At 59.9% G+C, this 20985-nt stretch carries 12 protein-coding genes and 1 pseudogene; 6 read left to right on the top strand and 7 right to left on the bottom strand.

The window, feature by feature from the left end; translation table 11 throughout:
* Positions 1-67 (bottom strand): annotated as a pseudogene (locus ACIOWE_RS27575) (ribosome modulation factor); the annotation flags it as partial.
* A 531-nt stretch (positions 68-598) separates the two neighbouring features.
* On the opposite strand from ACIOWE_RS27575, the gene rlmKL reads away from it, so the two are divergent.
* Both rlmKL and ACIOWE_RS27565 read left to right on the top strand, forming a co-directional pair.
* Positions 599-2869: a bifunctional 23S rRNA (guanine(2069)-N(7))-methyltransferase RlmK/23S rRNA (guanine(2445)-N(2))-methyltransferase RlmL gene (gene rlmKL, locus ACIOWE_RS27570; protein ID WP_401397994.1), complete on the top strand. Its 2271-nt coding sequence runs from the start codon at positions 599-601 to the stop codon at positions 2867-2869.
* 145 nt (positions 2870-3014) lie between these two features.
* Positions 3015-5396: a diguanylate cyclase gene (locus ACIOWE_RS27565; RefSeq protein ID WP_401397992.1), complete on the top strand. Its 2382-nt coding sequence runs from the start codon at positions 3015-3017 to the stop codon at positions 5394-5396.
* Positions 5397-5531: 135 nt separating this feature from the next.
* Here the strand turns inward: ACIOWE_RS27565 and dacB are convergent, their stop codons facing one another.
* Positions 5532-6992: a D-alanyl-D-alanine carboxypeptidase/D-alanyl-D-alanine-endopeptidase gene (gene dacB / locus ACIOWE_RS27560; RefSeq protein ID WP_401397990.1), complete on the bottom strand. Its 1461-nt coding sequence runs from the start codon at positions 6990-6992 to the stop codon at positions 5532-5534.
* 233 nt (positions 6993-7225) lie between these two features.
* Between dacB and ACIOWE_RS27555 the strand changes: the two genes are divergently transcribed.
* Positions 7226-7570 carry a YggL family protein gene (locus ACIOWE_RS27555; protein ID WP_095189455.1) on the top strand — a complete coding sequence of 115 codons (345 nt, stop codon included), beginning with the start codon at positions 7226-7228 and terminating at the stop codon, positions 7568-7570.
* Positions 7571-7606: 36 nt separating this feature from the next.
* On the opposite strand, the gene ACIOWE_RS27550 is transcribed toward ACIOWE_RS27555, so the two are convergent.
* Positions 7607-8803 (bottom strand): benzoate/H(+) symporter BenE family transporter, encoded by a 1197-nt coding sequence (locus ACIOWE_RS27550; protein WP_401397988.1) that lies wholly within the window; start codon positions 8801-8803, stop codon positions 7607-7609.
* A 410-nt stretch (positions 8804-9213) separates the two neighbouring features.
* On the opposite strand from ACIOWE_RS27550, the gene ACIOWE_RS27545 reads away from it, so the two are divergent.
* Entirely contained in the window at positions 9214-9978 is a 765-nt protein-coding gene (locus ACIOWE_RS27545) for a GntR family transcriptional regulator (RefSeq protein WP_401397986.1), read from the top strand.
* 155 nt (positions 9979-10133) lie between these two features.
* Here ACIOWE_RS27545 and guaD read toward each other — a convergent pair whose 3' ends face one another.
* The 4 genes from guaD to xdhA form a co-directional block, all read right to left on the bottom strand.
* Positions 10134-11438 carry a guanine deaminase gene (gene guaD / locus ACIOWE_RS27540; RefSeq protein WP_401397984.1) on the bottom strand — a complete coding sequence of 435 codons (1305 nt, stop codon included), beginning with the start codon at positions 11436-11438 and terminating at the stop codon, positions 10134-10136.
* Positions 11439-11451: 13 nt separating this feature from the next.
* The gene (gene xdhC / locus ACIOWE_RS27535) at positions 11452-12309 is read right to left on the bottom strand and encodes a xanthine dehydrogenase accessory protein XdhC (RefSeq protein WP_401397982.1); all 858 of its coding nucleotides are present in this window, start codon (positions 12307-12309) and stop codon (positions 11452-11454) included.
* Positions 12310-12454: 145 nt separating this feature from the next.
* Entirely contained in the window at positions 12455-14854 is a 2400-nt protein-coding gene (xdhB, locus tag ACIOWE_RS27530) for a xanthine dehydrogenase molybdopterin binding subunit (RefSeq protein WP_401397980.1), read from the bottom strand.
* A complete protein-coding gene (xdhA, locus tag ACIOWE_RS27525; protein ID WP_401397978.1) occupies positions 14847-16301 on the bottom strand; it encodes a xanthine dehydrogenase small subunit in 1455 nt (484 codons plus the stop codon). Before xdhA ends, xdhB begins: the two co-directional genes overlap by 8 nt.
* Positions 16302-16567: 266 nt before the next feature.
* On the opposite strand from xdhA, the gene ACIOWE_RS27520 reads away from it, so the two are divergent.
* Together ACIOWE_RS27520 and smc are read left to right on the top strand one after the other, a co-directional pair.
* Positions 16568-17227, top strand: a complete 660-nt coding sequence (locus tag ACIOWE_RS27520; protein WP_103303891.1) for a GntR family transcriptional regulator — start codon at positions 16568-16570, stop codon at positions 17225-17227.
* A gap of 2 nt (positions 17228-17229) precedes the next feature.
* Positions 17230-20718, top strand: a complete 3489-nt coding sequence (gene smc / locus ACIOWE_RS27515) for a chromosome segregation protein SMC (protein ID WP_401397976.1) — start codon at positions 17230-17232, stop codon at positions 20716-20718.
* The last annotated feature ends 267 nt before the right edge of the window (positions 20719-20985 follow it).

Below are 20985 nucleotides of genomic sequence, written 5' to 3'. Positions count from 1 at the left end.
CACCAACGCCATATTGATATCCGCGCAAAAATGCTCTTTCCAACGGATCACGCTTAAGTCTTCTCATAGGGTGTTTCCCTCACTTGTTGACTGTTTGTGTCGCGTTGACCTCAACCGAGGTCTGGCAGAAAAACTCTGCCGTGGGGCGGCTCGCTGCCGGCGTGGCGAGCCAAGGTGTTGACGCCGTTGCGACGTCAACCTGTGTTCAGTTCTAACCAATGAGTCACACCGAGGGAATGATCGTTTTGTCATAAGGACGTAACGAAAATAGTGCTACAGCCATAAGTAACTGAGGGTTTCATGAATGTTTTTTCAGCAAACCCCGGTATGATCGGCCCCGCGCTGGATGATGGGCTTAATTCTTTAGTGAGAATGACCCACGTTTAGGGTCAGGTACTATTCGACGAAGGGTCGATTTAAGTCTTTTTGTTGCACCAACTTTTTTCTCTGTCCTTGCATCTAAGCTCTTTTAACCCGAGCAGCGGGGATGGAATGGCACACCTTCGTGCCACGCGGGCGTTCTTGTAGAAAAGCGCCTGATTGAAAACCGGATCGGCAATGCGTTGCCGTTTCACTAGCCAAAGGCTCTGGAAAAACCATGTCCGACCGTTTCGAACTCTTCCTCACTTGCCCCAAAGGCCTTGAAGGCCTGCTCATCGAGGAAGCCGTCGGGCTTGGCCTTGAAGAAGCCCGCGAGCACACCTCCGCCGTGCGTGGCATGGCGACCATGGAAACCGCTTATCGCCTGTGCTTGTGGTCGCGTCTGGCCAACCGTGTGTTGCTGGTGCTCAAGCGTTTCCCGATGAAGGACGCCGAAGACCTGTACCACGGCGTACTCGACGTCGAGTGGCAAGACCACATGCTCAGCGATGGCACTCTGGCCGTCGAATTCAGCGGCCACGGCTCGGGCATCGACAACACCCACTTTGGCGCCTTGAAAGTCAAAGACGCCATCGTCGACAAGTTGCGCACCCCGCAGGGTGATCGTCCGTCCATCGACAAGCTGAATCCAGACTTGCGCATTCACCTGCGTCTGGATCGTGGCGAAGCGATTCTCTCCCTCGACCTCTCCGGCCACAGCCTGCACCAGCGCGGCTATCGCTTGCAGCAGGGCGCTGCGCCGCTGAAGGAAAACCTCGCGGCAGCGATTCTGATCCGTTCCGGCTGGCCGCGTATTGCTGCCGAAGGCGGCGCGCTGGCTGACCCGATGTGCGGTGTAGGTACGTTCCTCGTCGAGGCCGGCATGATTGCCGCCGACATGGCGCCGAACCTGCGTCGCGAGCAGTGGGGTTTCACCGCATGGCTCGGTCACGTACCGGCCCTGTGGAAGAAACTCCACGAAGAGGCTTCCCAGCGCGCCGCTGCAGGTCTGGCCAAGCCGCCGCTGTGGATTCGTGGTTACGAAGCTGACCCTCGTCTGATTCAGCCGGGCCGCAACAACGTTGAACGTGCCGGCCTGAGCGAGTGGATCAAGATCTACCAGGGTGAAGTCGCAACGTTCGAGCCGCGTCCGGACCAGAACCAGAAAGGTCTGGTGATCTGCAACCCTCCGTACGGCGAGCGTCTGGGTGATGAAGCCAGCCTGTTGTACCTCTACCAGAACCTTGGTGAGCGCCTGCGTCAGGCCTGCCTGAACTGGGAGGCGGCGGTATTCACTGGCGCGCCGGATCTGGGCAAGCGCATGGGTATCCGCAGCCACAAACAGTATTCGTTCTGGAACGGCGCACTGCCGTGCAAGCTGCTGTTGATCAAAGTGCTGCCGGATCAGTTCGTCACCGGCGAGCGTCGTACTCCGGAGCAGCGTCAGGCCGAGCGTGAGCAAGCGGCTTACGATCAGACTCCGGACGAGCCGCAAGAGCGCAAGTTCAACAAGAACGGCAACCCGATCAAACCGACGCCAGCCCCGGCACCAGTGATCGAGCAGCCGCGCTTGAGCGAAGGCGGGCAGATGTTTGCCAACCGTCTGCAAAAGAACCTCAAGGCTATGGGCAAGTGGGTCAAGCGCGAAGGCATCGATTGCTACCGCGTCTACGATGCCGACATGCCGGAATACGCCATGGCGATCGACCTGTACCACGATTGGGTGCACGTCCAGGAATACGCCGCGCCGAAGTCCATCGACCCGGAAAAAGCCTCGGCACGCATGTTTGACGCACTGGCGGCCATTCCCCAGGCGTTGAACGTCGACAAGAGCCGCGTGGTGGTCAAGCGTCGTGAGCGCCAGAGCGGCACCAAGCAGTACGAGCGTCAGGCCGCGCAAGGCAAGTTCAACGAAGTCAGCGAGGGCGGCGTGAAACTGCTGGTCAACCTCACCGACTATCTCGACACCGGTCTGTTCCTCGACCACCGTCCGATGCGCATGCGCATTCAGAAAGAGGCGGCGGGCAAACGCTTCCTCAATCTGTTCTGCTATACCGCGACGGCCAGTGTGCACGCGGCCAAGGGCGGCGCGCGCAGCACCACCAGCGTCGACCTGTCGAAAACCTACCTTGATTGGGCCCGTCGTAACTTGTCGCTGAACGGTTTCTCCGACAAGAACCGTCTGGAGCAGGGCGACGTGATGGCGTGGCTGGAGAGCAGTCGTGACGAGTACGACCTGATCTTCATCGATCCGCCGACCTTTTCGAACTCCAAGCGCATGGAAGGCATCTTCGACGTGCAGCGTGATCAGGTGCAGTTGATCGACCTGGCCATGGCCCGTCTGGCAGCCGGTGGGGTGCTGTACTTCTCCAACAACTTCCGCAAGTTCCAGTTGGAAGAGAACCTCGCCGAGCGTTATGCGGTCGAGGAAATCAGCGCGCAGACCATTGATCCGGATTTCGCGCGCAACACCAAGATTCACCGCGCCTGGAAAATCACGGCTCGTTGACACTTGTTCGGGTTGGATCCACAGAGCCTTGATTTTTAAAGGCTCTTGGATCCGATCAGCGCTAGCCAAATTAATGGCTAATAGCTATAACTCACTCATGGCCAATGGGGGTATCCCCGAAATGTTGCTGTGGTGAGTTGCCCTTATGTCGTTGCACCCCGTGCGCCCGAAGATCCTGGGTTTTATCAGCGAAGAAGTCTCGGCCTGGCTGGTCGCGATGCTGGTATTGCTCGCCGGCGGGATTCTCACGGGGCTGCTCGCCTGGGCCACCCTCAATCAGTTTCAGCAACAATTGCGTCAGCGTTTTCAACTGCTGGCCAATGAACGCTACAGCCGCATCGAAGAACGTTTTCAGGATCAGGAGCAACGCCTCGACGGTCTGCGTCGTTTCTTCGCCAACTCCGAATCGGTGTCCCGCGCCGAATTCGACGGTTACACCCAACCTTTATTGCTGCGCACCCAGGCCTATTCGTTTGCGCTGCGGGTCAGTGCTGCCGAGCGCGCCGCTTTTGAGCAACGCGTGCGCGAGGAGGGGCTGAGCACCTTTACCATTCGTGAGCTCAATGCGCAGGGCGAGCTGCAACTGGCCGGCATGCGTGATGAATACGTTCCCGTGTTGTTCAGCCAGACGCAAAGTCGCCTCGGCTCGCCTTTGGGCTACGACTTGCTGGCTCAGCCGCTGCGTCGGGACACGCTTCAGCGCGCTGACAAGCTTGGTGGTCTGGCGGTGTCGCAACCGATGCATCTGGTGAGTATCGAGCCGTCCTACGCACGTGGGGTGCTATTGGTTGCACCGGTGATGCGGGCTGGCCAGCAGAAGCCGTTCGGTTACGTGATGGCGGTGATCAGCATGCGTCAGTTGCTGGCCGATGGCTTGCCGGATGCGTTTCATGACTACTTGTCAGTGCGCATTCTCGATTTGTCGACCAATGATCAGCACGAGGTCCTGTTCGAATCCACCAACGAGCCAGCGCTGAGTGAACTGGCGACGACGCGGCTGGTGCGCATGGCCGATCACGACTATCAGGTTGATATCGCGCCCAGCGAAGCCTTCATGCAAGCCAATCACTCGTCGGTCGGCAGCGTGATCATTCTCGGCGGCTTGCTGAGTCTGCTGCTCAGTGCGTTGCTCTATGTGCTGGTTAGCCAACGCCAGCGCGCCTTGCGCCTGGTCGAGTTGCGTACGCAGGAGCTGCACGAGCGTGAGCAGGAATTGCGCGGTACCCACGGTCAATTGCGCGGGGTGCTGAATGCCGCGACTCAAGTCGCGATCATCGCCACTGATTTGCGTGGGGTAATCAATACTTTCAACCCCGGCGCCGAACAGATGCTCGGCTACAGCAGCGCCGATGTCGTTGGCCACATGACCCTGGAAAATCTGCACTTGCCACGGGAGTTGACGGCACGCTCCGCAGAGTTGAGTGCGCGCTACGGCAAGAGTATTCCGACCTGCCACGCAATGCTGGTCGAGGGCGGTGAGGTCGGCGGTCACGAGGCTCGCGAGTGGACGCTGGTGCGCAGTGATGGCAGCCATCTGCCGGTGAACATGCTCGCCACCCCGGTCCTTGATGAGCAGGGCCTGTGGGTCGGGCATCTGGCGATTTGCATCGACATCACCGAGCGCAAGCGCGTCCACGAGGCCTTGGCGGCGCGGGATGTGCTGCTGAAGAAACTCAGCGCTCACGTGCCCGGCGGCATCTACCAGTTCAAAATGGAATTCGACGGGCGCTTCAGCGTGATCTACGCCAGCGACGGCATCCGCGAGATCTACGAGCTGGAGCCGGACGTGCTGTTGCTCAACGCCGAAGCGATCTTTACCCGTATTCATCCGCAGGACATCACCCGCGTGCGCACCTCGATCCGCGCGTCGGCTGACAATCTCAGTCCGTGGCGCGAGGAGTACCGCGTGCAATTGCCCGAACGCGGTCTGCGTTGGGTGCGCGGCGAGGCGACGCCGGAGGAGCTGCCTGGCGGCGGTGTGCTCTGGCATGGCTATATTTCGGATATTTCCGATCTGAAGCGCGTCGAGGAAGAACTTCGCGCGCTGTCAGTCACCGATTCGCTGACCGGAATTCATAACCGTCGCTACTTTCAGGAGCGCCTGACCACGGAAATGGCCCGGGTCGAGCGCGGTGGCGGTGAGTTGTCGGTGATCATGCTCGACATCGACCACTTCAAACGCATCAACGACCAGTACGGCCATGCCGTGGGCGACCGGGTGCTGCAAGCCGTGTGCGAGCGCATTGGCCATCGTCTGCGGCGTACCGATGTGTTCTGTCGTCTGGGCGGCGAGGAATTCATGGTGCTGTGCCCGGACATCGACGGCGAGCATGCGCACATGCTGGCGGTGGAATTGTGGCAAGGGTTGCGCGGTGCGCCGGTGGACGTGGTCGGCGTGGTCACTGCGAGTTTCGGCATCGCCAGTTGGCGACCGGGGGAGGGTGCGGATTCACTGCTGCTGCGCGCGGATTCGGGCGTGTACGCGGCCAAACAGGGCGGGCGGGATCGGGTTGAGCAGATGAGCTAAACCGCGACGCTAACCCAATGTGGGAGCGAGCCTGCTCGCGAAGGCGTCAGGTCAGTCAATAAATGTGCTGACTGATACTCCGCCTTCGCGAGCAGGCTCGCTCCCACAGGGTTTTGTGGGGTTGCTTGAACCGCGTTACAGGACTGAGGCGGTTTGTGCTGTCTTCGGCTGTTTATAGAGATCCAGCAGCACCTGATCCAGCACCGACGACGCACCAAACGGCGCCTTGTCATTGAGGATCGCCACCACCGCCCAGGTATTGCCGTTGACGTCGCGGCTGAAGCCGGCAATCGCGCGCACGGTGTTCAGGGTGCCGGTCTTGACGTGGGCTTCGCCGCGCATGGCCGTGGTCTTCAGGCGTTTACGCATGGTGCCGTCGGTGCCGGCAATCGGCAGCGAGCTAATGTATTCGGCGGCGTACGGGCTGTGCCAGGCGGCTTGCAGCATGCTGGCCATCTCACGGGCGCTGACGCGTTCGGCACGGGACAGGCCGGAGCCATTCTCCATCACCAGATGCGGCGCGGTAATGCCTTTTCTTGCCAGCCACTGACGCACCACGCGTTGGGCTGCCTTGGCGTCGTCACCGTCGGCGTCGTTACGGAATTTCTGACCGAGGCTCAGGAACAACTGCTGGGCCATGGTGTTGTTACTGTATTTATTGATGTCGCGAATGATCTCGGCCAGATCCGGCGAGTAGGCGCGGGCCAGCAGTTTGGCGTTATTCGGCGTCGAGGCGAGACGATCCTTGCCCTGGATGCTGCCACCCAGTTCTTTCCAGATCGCCCGCACGGCGCCAGCGGTGTAGGTCGCGTGGTCGAGCAGCGACAGGTAGGTCTGCGAGCTGCAACCGTCGCCCAACTGACCGGCAACTGTCACGGTCACGCTGCCATCGGCCTGCGGCACCGGGTTGTAGCGCACACCGCCGGCGCATTGCTTGGAGTTGACGGCCTTGACGGTGTTTTCGATGTGGATGCTGGCAATCGGCGGCTCTACCGAGATCAGTACGCGGCCGCCGTCATTGCGGGCAACAAAACGCAGGGCCTTGAGGTTGACCAGCAACGCGTCCGGTTTGACCAGAAACGGTTTGTTCTCGTCATTGCCGTCATCGTTGAACTCGGGCAGTTGCGGTTGCACGAAGAAGTTGCGGTCCAGCACCAGATCGCCGGTGATCTGGGTCACGCCGTTGGCGCGCAGGTCGCGCATCAGCAGCCAGAGTTTTTCCATGTTCAGCTTTGGATCACCGCCACCCTTAAGGTAGAGGTTGCCGTTGAGAATGCCGCCGCTCAAGTCGCCATCGGTGTAGAACTCGGTTTTCCACTGGTGGTTGGGGCCGAGCATCTCCAGCGCCGCGTAGGTGGTGACCAGTTTCATGGTCGACGCCGGGTTGACCGACACGTCGGCGTTGAACACGGTCGGCGTGCCCGGGCCGTCCAGCGGCACCATCACCAGCGACAGGGCGCTGGGCTGTAATTTGCTCGCCTTGAGGGCTTTTTCGACGTTGGGGGTCAGGGATGTATTGATGGTGGCAGCAGAAACAGGCAGGGCCAGCGGCAGAAGAAGGCCGGCGAGAAGCAGAGGACGCAACGATTTGATCATATGAAATAAAACCCTACAGTCGAGGGGAAAATAACGAGGACATGGATGAAAAAGCCCTCAGCGGTCATGAAAGTGTCGGCATTATGCCCCAAGGTGTTACAGCTTGTGCCTTGTCCGGGCCGGCCAATACGTTATTTTTTTACAGGCGGTCTGCTTCAGGGGCCAGAGAGGCGGGCAATCGACCGCTTAAACTGGTAAAGTGCCGGCCGTTATTACTTAAGAGGATTGTTCCAATGGCGACTAACCGTTCCCAGCGTCTGCGCAAAAAACTGTGCGTTGATGAATTTCAAGAGCTGGGTTTCGAGCTGAACCTGGACTTCAAAGAAGACTTGTCCGAAGAAGCCATTGACGCTTTCCTCGAAGCCTTCATCAAAGAAGCCATGGAAGCCAATGGTCTGGGTTATGTTGGCGGCGACGACTTCGGTCTGGTTTGCCTGCAGAAGCGTGGCTCGGTCAACGAAGAGCAGCGCGCTGCCGTTGAAGCCTGGCTGAAAAACCGTTCCGAGCTGACCAAGGCTGAAATCAGCCCGCTGCTGGACGTTTGGTATCCGGAAAAGCCGATCAACGCGGCTAAGTGATACTGAAAAAACGGCGACCTGAGGGTCGCCGTTTTTTTATGCCTGCGCTTTACGCCAGTTCAGAATCAGCAGCGTCAAAACCCCCGCGACAATCCCCCAGAACGCCGAACCAATCGAAAACAGCGTCAAGCCCGAAGCCGTCACCATAAAGGTAATTAGCGCCGCTTCGCGCTCCTTCACTTCGGTCATGGCAATGCTCAAGCCATTGATGATCGAGCCAAACAGCGCCAGCGCGGCAATCGACAGCACCAGTTCCTTCGGCAACGCAGCAAACAACGCCGCCAATGTGGCGCCGAACACCCCGGCAATTCCGTAGAAAATCCCGCACCACACCGCTGCGGTGTAGCGTTTGTTGCGATCTTCATGGGCGTGCGGCCCGGTGCAGATGGCGGCGCTGATCGCCGCGAGGTTGATCCCGTGGGAGCCGAACGGCGCCAGCAACAACGAGGCGATGCCGGTGGTGGTGATCAGCGGCGAAGCCGGGACGTTGTAACCATCGGCGCGCAGTACGGCGATGCCGGGCATGTTCTGCGAAGTCATCGCCACCACGAACAGCGGAATGCCGATGCTGATGGTCGCCGCCAGCGAGAAGTGCGGAGTGGTCCACACCGGTGTCGCCACTTCCAGATGGAAACCACTGAAATCCAGCAGGCCCATGAAGCCCGACAGCGCGGTGCCGATCAGCAGTGCCGCAAGCACGGCATAACGCGGCGACAGGCGTTTTACCAGCAGATAAGTGAAAAACATCCCCAGCACCAGCCCGGTGCGGTGTTGCGCGGCGACGAAGATTTCACTGCCGATCTTGAACAGAATCCCCGCCAGCAAGGCCGCTGCCAGCGATGCCGGGATCTTCTTCACCAAGCGTTCGAAACTGCCGGTCAGCCCGCAGATCGTCACTAGTACGGCGCAGGTAATGTAGGCACCGATGGCTTCGCCGTAGCTGACGCCGCCTAGGCTGGTGATGAGCAGTGCCGCGCCGGGCGTCGACCAGGCGATGGTGATGGGCGTGCGATAGCGCAGCGACAGGCCGATGGAACACACCGCCATGCCGATCGAAATCGCCCAGATCCACGAGGAAATCTGCCCGCTGGTCAGGCCCGCCGCTTGCCCGGCCTGGAACATCAGCACCAGTGAACTGGTGTAGCCGGTCATCATCGCAATGAAACCGGCGACGATGGCCGACGGCGATGTGTCGGAAAAGGGACGCAGTTGAGTGTGCGTGGCGTCGTTCATGACGGCGGTGTTCCTTTTTATAGAAGCAATGAATCCAACGAAATATTTGTGTCTGTCACCCACCTGTGGCGAGGGAGCTTGCTCCCGCTGGGCTGCAAAGCGGCCCCCAAAGCATGCGCCTCAGTGCGCCAGCTAGATTATATCGACTGCATACACGACTGCTGCGCAGCCGAGCGGGAGCAAGCTCCCTCGCCACAAAGGTTCAGCTGAAAGCGATTTTGTATTTCAAGCCTAAACTCAATCGTAACGGATCGTTGCAATACAGCCGTGGTCACAAACAGCCATACAGTCGTGTTGCCACCATCCATTGTGTACAATCGCGCTGTTTTTTACGCGATACTTGCCAGCGACCTACTGTGCCGTATTACAGTCACGGTCTATTCGCCGCAGTTCTCCCGACTCGAGTGCCCATGAACGAACAGTTGCAACCCCTCAAGAAACAACCGCGAGCAGGCAAAGCCGGCCGCAGCGGAACCCAGGACGATATTGTCTACGCGCATATCTTCGAGGCCATCCTCGAACAGCGTCTGGCGCCCGGCACCAAGTTGAGCGAAGAAGCGCTGGGGGAAATTTTCGGGGTCAGCCGCACTATCATTCGCCGCGCCCTGTCGCGTCTGGCCCATGAAGGCGTCGTGCTGTTGCGGCCGAACCGTGGCGCCGTCGTCGCCAGCCCGAGCGTTGAAGAAGCGCGTCAGGTGTTCATGGCCCGCCGTCTGGTCGAGCGCGCGATCACTGAACTGGCCGTGCTGCACGCCACCGCCGAACAGATCGCCGAACTGCGTCAGATGGTCAACGATGAGCGCGACAGTTTCTCGCGCGGTGATCGTGGCGCCGGCATTCGCCTGTCGGGTGAGTTTCACCTGAAACTTGCCGAAGCGGCGAAAAACGCCCCGCTGATCAGCTTCCAGCGCAGCCTGGTTTCGCAGACTTCGCTGATCATCGCCCAGTATGAAAGCGGCAACCGTTCGCATTGTTCCTATGACGAGCACACCCAGTTGATCGACGCGATCGAAGCGCGCAACGGTGAACTGGCGGTGGACCTGATGATGCATCACATGGATCACATCGACAGCAAACTCAACCTCGATGAGGAAGGTGCTTCGGATGATCTGCATGCGGTGTTCTCGCATTTGTTGCAGACCAAGAAGCCGGGGCGCCCTGCGGCCAAGCTCTAAGCGGATACCGAGTCGCGGCATTCGCGAGCAGGCTCGCTCCCACATTTGAAATGCATTCTCCCTGTGGGAGCGAGCCTGCTCGCGAAGGCGATCTGACAGGCAATAAAAATCCCCCGGGGTGAACACCTCCGGGGGATTTTTTTATGCCTGAAGTCTTAGCGCTGATGCACCAACGCACCCGCCGCATAAGTCTGCTGCACCGTGCGGTCATCGCCCAGCGTCATCAACACAAACAACGTCTCGGCAATGTTGTTGGCCTGTTTCAGGCGATAGCTCAGCAGCGGCGTGGCGTTGTAATCCAGCACCAGGAAGTCGGCATCCGAACCCGGTTGCAGGTTGCCGATCTTTTCTTCCAGACGCAGCGCCCGCGCACCGCCCAGCGTCGCCAGATAGAGCGACTTGAACGGACTCAGGCGCGCACCCTGCAACTGCATCACTTTGTACGCTTCGTTCAGCGTCTGCAGCAGCGAGAAACTGGTGCCGCCACCGACGTCAGTACCCAGACCGACATTGACCTTGTGCTTCTCGGCCATCGGCAGATTGAACAAGCCGCTGCCGAGGAAGAAGTTCGACGTCGGGCAGAACGAAATCGCTGACCCGGTCTCCGCCAACCGCGCACATTCGTCATCGCACAGGTGCACGCCGTGGGCGAATACCGAACGCTCGCCGAGCAACTTGTAGTGGTCGTAAACGTCGAGGTAGCCCTTGCGCTCCGGGAACAGCTCCTTGACCCACTCGATTTCCTTGAGGTTTTCGCTGATGTGGGTCTGCATGTACAGATCCGGGTATTCCGTCAGCAGTTGCCCGGCGAGGGTCAGTTGTTCCGGGGTGCTGGTCGGTGCGAAACGTGGCGTGACCGCATAGTGCAAGCGACCCTTGCCGTGCCAGCGCTCGATCAGTGCTTTGCTCTCGACGTAGCTGGATTCGGCGGTGTCGGTCAGGTAGTCCGGCGCGTTGCGATCCATCATCACCTTGCCGGCGATCATCCGCAGGTCGAGCTTCTCGGCCGCCTCAAAGAACGAGTTCACCGATTGCGGGTGCACGCTGCCGAACACCAGCGCGGTGGTGGTGCCGTTGCGCAGCAGTTCCTTGATGAAAATATCCGCGACATCGTCGGCGTGCTTCTTGTCACCGAACTGGCTTTCGCACGGGAAGGTGTAGGTGTTCAGCCAGTCGAGCAGTTGCTCGCCATAGGCGCCGACCATGCCGGTTTGCGGCAGGTGAATGTGCGTGTCGATGAAGCCCGGGGTGATCAGCGCGTCTTGATAGTGATTGATCTCGATATCCGCCGGCAGGGTTGGCAGCAGTTCGCTGGCGTGGCCAAGGGCACTGATCTTGCCGTCATCGACCACCAGCAGGCCGTCCTCGAAATATTCGTAGGAGGCTTCGATCCCCACTTCGGCAGGGTCGGCAATGCTGTGCAGGATGGCGGCGCGGTAGGCTTTGCGAGTCAGAGGCATGAGGGTTCTCTAATCAATTTGAGGCTTTGAGTTTGGCGGCTTCACTGCGGCGCGAAACGGGCAGCAGTTTGGCAATCGGTTCGGCGCTGGCGGTGTGCTGGCCGAAATTGGCGTTGTAAGTGGCGATGATTTCGCCGGCGATGGAGATGGCGATTTCCACAGGCAATTTGCCTTTGACTTCGCTGATGCCCATCGGGCAGCGCATGCGTTGCACGACGCTGGCGTCGAAACCGCGATCACGCAAACGGTGTTCGAATTTGGCGCGTTTGGTCTTCGAGCCGATCAGGCCAAACCAGGTGAAGTCGTTGCGCTTGAGGATGGCGGCGGTCAGCTCCAGATCAAGCTGATGATTGTGGGTCATGACGATGCAGTAGCTGCCGACGGGCAGGTCATCGATTTCATCCACAGGCTCTTCGGCGACGATTTTACGCACGCCGTGAGGAATCTGTTCGGGGAATTCCTCTTCCCGCGAATCGATCCAGCGTACCCGGCAGGGCAGGCCGGCGAGCAGCGGCACCAAGGCGCGGCCGACATGGCCGGCACCGAATACGGCGATCTGCGCCTGCACCTGGCCCATCGGTTCGAACAGCAACACGGTGGCGCCTCCGCAGCACTGGCCGAGGCTGGCGCCGAGGCTGAAGCGCTCCAGATGGGTGTCCTGCTTACCGCTGGCGAGCATGTCGCGGGCGATCTGCATGGCTTTGTATTCCAGATGCCCGCCACCGATGGTGTCGAACGTCTGGCGGGCGCTGACGACCATTTTCGAGCCGGCGTTGCGTGGCGTCGAGCCGAGTTCTTCGATGATCGTCACCAGAACGCAGGGTTCGCCCTGGTTCTGCAGGTCGGCGAGGGCGTCGATCCAGTTGTACATAGTTCACCCCTACAACATCGTTGTCTGTTCGGGCCTCATCGCTGGCAAGCCAGCTCCCACAGGATTTGCGGTGTAACGCATATCGGGTCAACACCACAAAACCCTGTGGGAGCTGGCTTGCCAGCGATTGGCCGCGCCTCGGTCTTTAGAGCGGAGCCAGCTCGGTCTCAGCCTCGACCGCTTTCACGGTCTTGAGCTGGCGCATCTGCTCGCAACCCCACAACACCCGCTCCGGCGTCGCCGGTGCATCGATCTGCGGCTGATGCTTGTAGTCCCCAAGGCTCGCCACCGCGTCCTTGATCGCGCACCAAGAAGCAATCCCGAGCATGAACGGCGGCTCACCGACAGCCTTGGAATGGAACACCGTGTCTTCCGGGTTCTTGCGGTTTTCCACCAGCTTCACCCGCAGGTCGAGCGGCATGTCCGCCACAGCCGGGATCTTGTAGCTGGCCGGGCCGTTGGTCATCAGCTTGCCTTTGTTGTTCCAGACCAGCTCTTCCATGGTCAGCCAGCCCATGCCCTGGATGAAACCGCCCTCGACCTGACCGATGTCGATGGACGGGTTCAGCGAAGCGCCAACGTCGTGAAGGATGTCGGTACGGAGCATCTTGTACTCGCCGGTCAACGTGTCGACGATCACTTCGCAGCACGCCGCGCCGAAGGCGAAGTAGTAGAACGGACGACCACGGGCCTGGCTGCGGTCGTAGTAGATTTTCGGGGTCTTGTAGAAGCCGGTGCTCGACAGCGACACCTGATTGAAATACGCCTGCTGGATCAGCGCTTCAAAGGTCAGGATGTGGTCGCGCACGCGCACATGGCCGTTGTGGAATTCGACGTCTTCTTCGCTGACCTTGTAATGGCGCGCAGCAAATTCGATCAGGCGTTTCTTGATGATTTCCGCCGCGTTCTGCGCCGCTTTACCGTTCAAGTCAGCACCGCTGGAGGCAGCGGTCGGCGAGGTGTTCGGCACTTTGTCGGTGTTGGTCGCGGTGATCTGCACGCGGTCGATTTCGACCTGGAACACTTCGGCCACGACCTGCGCGACTTTGGTGTTCAGGCCTTGACCCATTTCCGTGCCGCCATGGTTCAGATGGATGCTGCCGTCGGTGTAGATGTGGATCAGCGCACCGGCCTGGTTGAGGAAGCTGGCGGTAAAGGAAATACCGAATTTCACCGGGGTCAGCGCCAGGCCTTTTTTCAGGATCGGGCTGTTGGCGTTGTAGCGACGTATCGCTTCGCGACGCTCGTGATACTGGCTGCTTTCTTCCAGTTCGGCGGTCATCTCTTCGAGCATGTTGTGCTCGACGGTCTGGTAGTAATGGGTGACGTTGCGCTCGGTCTTGCCGTAGTAGTTGGCCTTGCGCACGGCGAGTGGATCGAGGTTGAGGTGACGGGCAATCGCGTCCATCACTTCTTCGATCGCGACCATGCCTTGCGGGCCACCGAAACCACGGTAAGCGGTGTTCGACGCGGTGTTGGTCTTGCAGCGGTGACCGTGGATGGTCGCGTCGCCGAGGTAGTACGAGTTGTCCGAGTGGAACATCGCGCGGTCAACGATCGACGCGGACAAGTCCGGCGAGCAGCCGCAGTTGCCGGCCAGATCCATGTTGATCCCGTGCAGGCGCCCGGTGCTGTCGAAGCCGACGTCGTATTCAACGTAGAACGGGTGACGCTTGCCGGTCATCAGCATGTCTTCGACGCGCGGCAGGCGCATCTTGGTCGGCTGACCGGTGAGGTGCGCAACCACGGCGCACAGGCACGCCGGGCTGGCGGCCTGAGTTTCCTTGCCGCCGAACCCACCGCCCATGCGGCGCATGTCGACGACGATTTTGTTCATCGACACGTCGAGCACTTCGGCGACCAGTTTCTGTACCTCGGTCGGGTTCTGCGTCGAGCAGTAGACGATCATGCCGCCGTCTTCGGTCGGCATCACCGAGGAGATTTGCGTCTCCAGGTAAAAGTGTTCCTGACCGCCGATGTGCAGCGTGCCCTGAATGCGGTGTTCAGCCGTCGCCAGCGCAGACACGGAATCGCCGCGCTGGTGAGTGTGGCTGTCGAGCACGAAGTGGCGTTTGCGCAGCGCTTCGACCACGTCGAGCACCGGCTCGAGATCTTCGTATTCGATGATCGCGGCCATGGCGGCCTTGCGTGCGGTTTCCAGATCTTTCGCGGCAACGGCCAGCACCGGTTGACCGACGAACTGCACGTCGTCGATGGCCAGCAGCGGATCGCCGGGCATCAGTGGGCCGATGTCTTTCAGGCCCGGCACGTCTTCGTGAGTGATCGCGATGCGCACGCCTTCGAAGGCGTAGCAGGGCTTGGTGTCGATGCTGACGATTTTCGCGTGGGCACGGTCCGACATGCGTGCGTACAGGTGCAACTGGTTCGGAAATTCCAGGCGATCATCGATGTACTGCGCTTCACCGGACACATGCTTGGCGGCGCTGTCGTGCTTGACGCTGCGGCCGACACCGGTGGTCAGATCCCTGGCGAACAGTTCAGCCAGTTCAGCCTGAGTTTTCTCTACGCCGTGATGGTTAGACATAAGCGGTCACCCGAGTCTCGATGTGCGGTGTTTGCAGTTCGATGAAGTATTTGCGCAGCAGGTTCTGCGCGCTGAGCAGGCGATATTCCTTGCTGGCGCGGAAGTCCGAGAGCGGTGTGAAGTCTTCGGCGAGCGCAGCGCAGGCGCGCTCGATCACGGCGTTGTTGAACGGCTGACCGATCAGTGCGGCTTCACAATGTGCAGCGCGTTTCGGAATCGCCGCCATGCCGCCAAAGGCCATGCGCGCATCGGTGATCATGCAGTTTTCAATGCGCAGGTTGAACGCGGCGCAGACAGCGGAAATGTCATCGTCCAGACGCTTTGACACCTTATAGACGCGGAAGCGTTGCTCGGCCGTGGCGCGCGGCACGATGATTTTTTCGATGAACTCGCTTTCCTGGCGGGCAGTGACTTTGTAGTCGATGAAGTAATCGTCGAGGTTCAGGGTGCGCCGGGTTTCGCCCTTGCACAGCACAACCTGTGCGCCGAGGGCGATCAGCAGCGGTGGCGAGTCACCGATCGGCGAGGCGTTGCCGATGTTGCCGCCGAGGGTGCCCTGATTGCGGATTTGCAGCGAGGCGAAGCGATGCAGCAGTTCGCCGAAGTCCGGATACTCAGCGTTCAACGCTTCATAGCAGTCGGAGAGGGCGGTTGCAGCGCCGATTTCGATACGGTCTTCGAAAGTATCGATGCGCTTCATTTCAGCGACGTTGCCAACGTAGATCATCACTGGCAGGGTGCGGTGGAACTGGGTAACTTCCAATGCCAGATCGGTACCACCGGCCAGCAGGCGGGCTTGTGGGTACGCATCGTAAAGATCGGCCAGATCGGCGACGGTCAGCGGCACCAGGCAGCGCTTGTCGCCGCTGTTCAGTTCGCCGATATCAGTCGGGGCGATGGCTTTGAGGCGAGCGATGGTTTCCGCTTCACGGGCGTCGAACTGGTCCGGTTGCTTGCCGCAGCATGATTGCTCGGCCGCCGCCAGAATCGGCCGATAGCCGGTGCAGCGGCAGAGGTTGCCGGCCAGCGCTTCGTGAGCCTTGGCGTGATCCGGTGCATCGCTGTTCTTTTGCAGGGCGAACAGCGACATGACAAAACCGGGGGTGCAGAAACCGCACTGCGAGCCGTGGCACTCGACCATGGCTTTCTGCACGCTGTGCAGTTCGCCTTTGTGCTTGAGGTCTTCGACGCTGATCAGTTGTTTGCCGTGCAGCGACGAAACGAACGTCAGGCACGAATTGAGGCTGCGATAGCGAATGTGTTCGCGACCATCGTCATCCGTTTGCAACTCGCCGACCACTACGGTGCAGGCGCCGCAGTCGCCGCTGGCGCAACCTTCTTTGGTGCCGGATTTACCGACGTGTTCACGCAGGTAATTGAGCACAGTCAGATTCGGGTCCAGGGCGTGCTCGCTACGGAGTTCCTGGTTAAGTAAAAACTGGATCACGGAAGGCCTCGCAGACTCATTATTGTTGTTAACCGACGTGAACCGAATTTAGCAGGTCTGACTTTTCGGTCAATGGTTTTCTGACTTAAAGGTCAGGAAAATGCGTTTCGTCGATCAACAACGTGTCTATTCAGTATTGACCCTCAGCGGATCCCCTGCTTTTTTGCGGGATTCGTGCCAAAACCGCCGAGTGGGCACTCCGCCATGACCGTGCATTTGCGCTACACTGCGCCGCTTGTGCAGATCGAAGAGTTTGAAGGACAACCATGACGTTCAAGGCGCCGGACAGCCTCGCCGAGCAAATTGCTCACCACCTCGCCGAACGCATCATTCGTGGCGAAATGAAGCCGGGAGAGCGCATTCAGGAACAGAAGGTCACGCTGGCACTCAATGTCAGCCGCGGCTCGGTCCGCGAAGCCTTGCTGATCCTCGAACGCCGCCACCTGATCGCGATCCTGCCGCGCCGTGGCGCGCATGTCACCGAACTGACGCCGCACAAGGTCCAGAGCCTGTGCACGCTGATGAGCGAGCTGTACATCCTGCTCGGCAATTCGGTGGCCAACGGCTGGCAAGTCCAGTCGGACATGGCGCCGTTCGTGCAGATCCAGCAGCGCCTGACCGCCAGTTACGAGCGTCAGGACATCCGCAGCTTTGTCGACGACAGCTTCAGCGTGATGCGCGCTGCGTATCCGTTCGCCAACAACCCGTACCTGCAAGAGACCGTGGAGAACCTGCAACCGGCCATGAGCCGCGCGTATTTTCTCGCCCTCGAACAGCGCAAGGCGGAAATGAGCGAATTCCTCGAACTGTTCGAACGCCTGCTGGCCGCTGTGCTCGCCCGTGATTTGCCGCAGATCCGCATCGTGCTGACGGCTTATGCCCAGCGCAGCTGCGATCTGGTGGTGTCTGCCCTGACGGTCGCCTAAGCGTGCGGCTCAAGTGCATCAAACTGGCGGGATTCAAATCCTTCGTCGACCCGACCACGGTGAACTTCCCCAGTAACATGGCGGCGGTCGTCGGGCCGAACGGTTGCGGCAAGTCGAACATCATCGACGCCGTGCGCTGGGTGATGGGCGAAAGTTCGGCGAAGAACCTCCGTGGCGAGTCGATGACCGACGTCATCTTCAACGGATCGACCAGCCGCAAACCGGTGAGCCAGGCCAGTATCGAACTGGTCTTCGACAACTCCGACGGCACCTTGCTGGGCGAATACGCGGCCTACGCGGAAATCTCCATTCGCCGCAAAGTGACCCGCGACAGCCAGACCACTTATTACCTCAACGGCACCAAATGCCGTCGTCGCGACATCACCGATATCTTCCTCGGCACCGGCCTCGGCCCGCGCAGCTACTCGATCATCGAGCAGGGGATGATCTCCAAACTGATCGAGTCCAAGCCTGAAGATCTGCGTAATTTCATCGAAGAAGCCGCGGGCATTTCCAAGTACAAGGAGCGTCGGCGCGAGACTGAAAACCGTATCCGCCGCACCCACGAAAACCTTGCCCGCCTGACCGACCTGCGCGACGAACTCGAGCGTCAACTCGAACGCTTGCACCGTCAGGCTGAAGCGGCGAAGAAGTATCAGGAATTCAAGGCCGAGGAACGTCAGCTCAAGGCGCAACTGTCGGCCCTGCGCTGGCAGGATCTCAACGATCAGGTCGGCCAGCGCGAGTCGATCATCGGCACCCAGGAAATCAGTTTCGAAGCCTTGGTTGCCGAGCAGCGTAATGCTGACGCGGCCATCGAACGCCTGCGCGACGGGCACCATGATCTGTCCGAGCGCTTCAATCTGGTGCAAGGGCGCTTCTATTCGGTCGGCGGCGACATCGCTCGGGTCGAGCAAAGCATCCAGCACGGTCAGCAACGTTTGCGGCAGTTGCAGGATGATCTGAAAGAAGCCGAACGCGCACGTCTGGAAACCGAATCGCACCTGGGCCACGATCGCACGTTGCTGCTGACCCTCGGCGAAGAGCTGGACATGCTCACCCCCGAGCAGGAAGTCACCAGCGCTGCCGCCGAAGAAGCCGCCGCTGCGCTGGAAGATTCCGAAAGCGTCATGCACGGCTGGCAGGAGCAGTGGGACACCTTCAACCTGACCGCCGCCGAACCGCGCCGTCAGGCCGAAGTGCAGCAGTCGCGCATCCAGCAGCTGGAAACCAGCATGGAGCGTCTCGCCGATCGGCAGAAACGTCTCGGCGAAGAACGCGCGCTGCTCTCGGCTGATCCTGAAGACGCGGCGATCATGGAGCTCAACGAGCAACTCGCTGAATCGGAAGCGACGCTTGAAGATTTGCAGACCAGCGAAGAGGCTCAGGTCGAAAAGCTTGAGCAACTGCGTCAGGAGTTGCAGCAGGCGCTAACCGCGCAGCAACAGGCGCAGGGTGATTTGCAGCGCCTCAATGGTCGCCTGGCGTCCCTTGAAGCTCTGCAGCAAGCTGCCCTCGATCCGGGCACTGGCACCGCCGAATGGCTAAAGGAGCACAATCTCGCCGAGCGCCCGCGGCTGGCCGAGGGTCTGAAGGTCGAGGCGGGTTGGGAGCTGGCGGTTGAAACCGTGCTCGGCGCTGACCTGCAAGCAGTGCTGGTCGACGACTTCAGCGGTTTCGATTTGTCCGGTTTCACTCAGGGCGATCTGCGCCTGCTCAGCCCGGCCAGCGATGGCGTGCGGGTGGCGGGCAGCTTGCTGGATAAAGTCGATGCGCAGATCGATCTGTCGCCGTGGCTTGGCCAGGTCAAACCGGTCGACAGCCTGGAGCAGGCGCTGGCCTTGCGCGGGCAGTTGAGCGCTAGCGAGAGCCTGATCAGTCGCGACGGTTATTGGGTTGGCCGACACTTTCTGCGAGTACGTCGGGCCAGCGAAGCGGAAAGCGGCATGCTCGCCCGTGGCCAGGAAATCGAAGCGCTACACCTTGAGCGCGAAGAGAAAGAAGCCACGGTCGAGGCGATGGAAACCCGTCTGCAAACCTTGCGCGCGCAACAGCGTCAGCAGGAAAACGGCCGTGAGCATCTGCGTCGTTTGCTGCAAGACGAAGCGCGTCAGCAAGGTGAACTCAAAGCCCAATTGTCTGCGGGCAAAGCCAAGGCCGAACAACTGACTTTGCGCCGCACGCGTCTCGATGAAGAACTGGTCGAACTTGGCGAACAGCGCGAGCTCGAGCACGAACAAGTCGGTGAAGCGCGCATGCAATTGCAGGAAGCCCTCGACGCGATGGCACTGGACACCGAGCAGCGCGAATTGCTGCTGGCCCAGCGCGACAGTCTGCGCGAGCGCCTCGATCGCGTGCGTCAGGAAGCGCGTCAGCACAAGGACCACGCACACCAATTGGCCGTGCGCCTCGGCTCGTTGCGCGCCCAGCACGACTCCACGCGTCAAGCGCTGGAACGTCTGGAAATGCAGGCCGAGCGTCTGACCGAAAAGCGCGAACAGTTGAGTCTGAATCTGGAGGAGGGCGAGGCACCGCTGGAAGAGCTGCGCCTGAAACTCGAAGAGCTGCTCGACAAGCGCATGACCGTCGACGAAGAACTCAAGACCGCGCAGATCGCTCTGGAAGACGCCGACCGCGAACTGCGCGACGCAGAAAAGCGCCGGACCCAGGCTGAACAGCAATCGCAGCTGATCCGTGGTCAACTCGAGCAGCAGCGTATGGAATGGCAGGCCCTGACCGTGCGCCGCAAGGCCTTGCAGGATCAATTGCTCGAAGACGGCTACGATCTCAATGGCGTGCTCGCGACGTTGACCGCACAAGCCAGTGAACGCGAAGCCGAAGAAGAACTCGAAAGGATCAATGCGCGGATTCAACGCCTGGGCGCGATCAACCTCGCGGCCATCGATGAATACACGCAACAGTCCGAGCGTAAACGTTATCTGGATGCGCAGGACGCCGATCTGGTTGAAGCGCTGGAGACCCTGGAAAACGTTATCCGCAAGATCGACAAGGAAACCCGTAACCGTTTCAAAGATACCTTTGATCAGATCAATGGCGGTTTACAGGCACTTTTTCCAAAAGTTTTCGGTGGCGGGCGCGCGTATTTGGAACTGACGGGCGAAGATCTACTCGATACAGGGGTAACGATCATGGCGCAGCCGCCAGGGAAGAAGAACAGCACCATCCATTTGCTCTCCGGCGGGGAAAAAGCCCTGACCGCGCTGGCACTGGTTTTTGCCATCTTCAAATTGAACCCGGCGCCGTTCTGCATGCTCGATGAGGTTGACGCGCCACTGGATGACGCTAACGTTGGACGCTACGCACGCTTGGTCAAAGAGATGTCGCAGACCGTGCAGTTCATCTACATCACTCACAACAAGATCGCCATGGAAATGGCCGAGCAGTTGATGGGTGTAACGATGCATGAGCCGGGTTGTTCGCGACTGGTAGCCGTGGATGTCGAGGAGGCGATGGCGATGGTGGACGCCTGAGCCAGCGTGGTGTCGGAAAGGTAATTGGGTGTTGTAGGACTTTTTTACCGGGTTCGACTTGCTGGCCAATCGACATATTCGCGCAAGCCAATGAGACAGACGGTGTAAAGTTGTCTTTGGTCGTGCTAGTTTAATGTCAATTTTTCGTATACGTGGGCAAAACGCCTGTCAGAACATAATATTGTGTGGGGGGGGTGGGGGGGGGGGGGGGTGGTGTGGGGGGGGGGGGGGGGGGGTGTTGTTGGTGGGGGGGGGTGGGGTTGTGGG

It is taken from the genome of Pseudomonas sp. NPDC087598, from assembly GCF_044743525.1.
Lineage (GTDB): Bacteria > Pseudomonadota > Gammaproteobacteria > Pseudomonadales > Pseudomonadaceae > Aquipseudomonas.
The sequence above is the reverse complement of the archived record's forward strand: the minus strand, read 5'-3'. Positions and strand labels throughout refer to the sequence as shown.

Coding starts and splice junctions, on each gene's coding strand:
- ACIOWE_RS27555 (WP_095189455.1), top strand. CDS start 7,226: ATGGCGACTAACCGTTCCCAGCGTCTGCGCAAAAAACTGTGCGTTGAT.
- xdhB (WP_401397980.1), bottom strand. CDS start 14,854: ATGTCTAACCATCACGGCGTAGAGAAAACTCAGGCTGAACTGGCTGAA.
- ACIOWE_RS27520 (WP_103303891.1), top strand. CDS start 16,568: ATGACGTTCAAGGCGCCGGACAGCCTCGCCGAGCAAATTGCTCACCAC.
- xdhC (WP_401397982.1), bottom strand. CDS start 12,309: ATGTACAACTGGATCGACGCCCTCGCCGACCTGCAGAACCAGGGCGAA.
- dacB (WP_401397990.1), bottom strand. CDS start 6,992: ATGATCAAATCGTTGCGTCCTCTGCTTCTCGCCGGCCTTCTTCTGCCG.
- ACIOWE_RS27545 (WP_401397986.1), top strand. CDS start 9,214: ATGAACGAACAGTTGCAACCCCTCAAGAAACAACCGCGAGCAGGCAAA.
- guaD (WP_401397984.1), bottom strand. CDS start 11,438: ATGCCTCTGACTCGCAAAGCCTACCGCGCCGCCATCCTGCACAGCATT.
- rlmKL (WP_401397994.1), top strand. CDS start 599: ATGTCCGACCGTTTCGAACTCTTCCTCACTTGCCCCAAAGGCCTTGAA.
- ACIOWE_RS27565 (WP_401397992.1), top strand. CDS start 3,015: ATGTCGTTGCACCCCGTGCGCCCGAAGATCCTGGGTTTTATCAGCGAA.
- ACIOWE_RS27550 (WP_401397988.1), bottom strand. CDS start 8,803: ATGAACGACGCCACGCACACTCAACTGCGTCCCTTTTCCGACACATCG.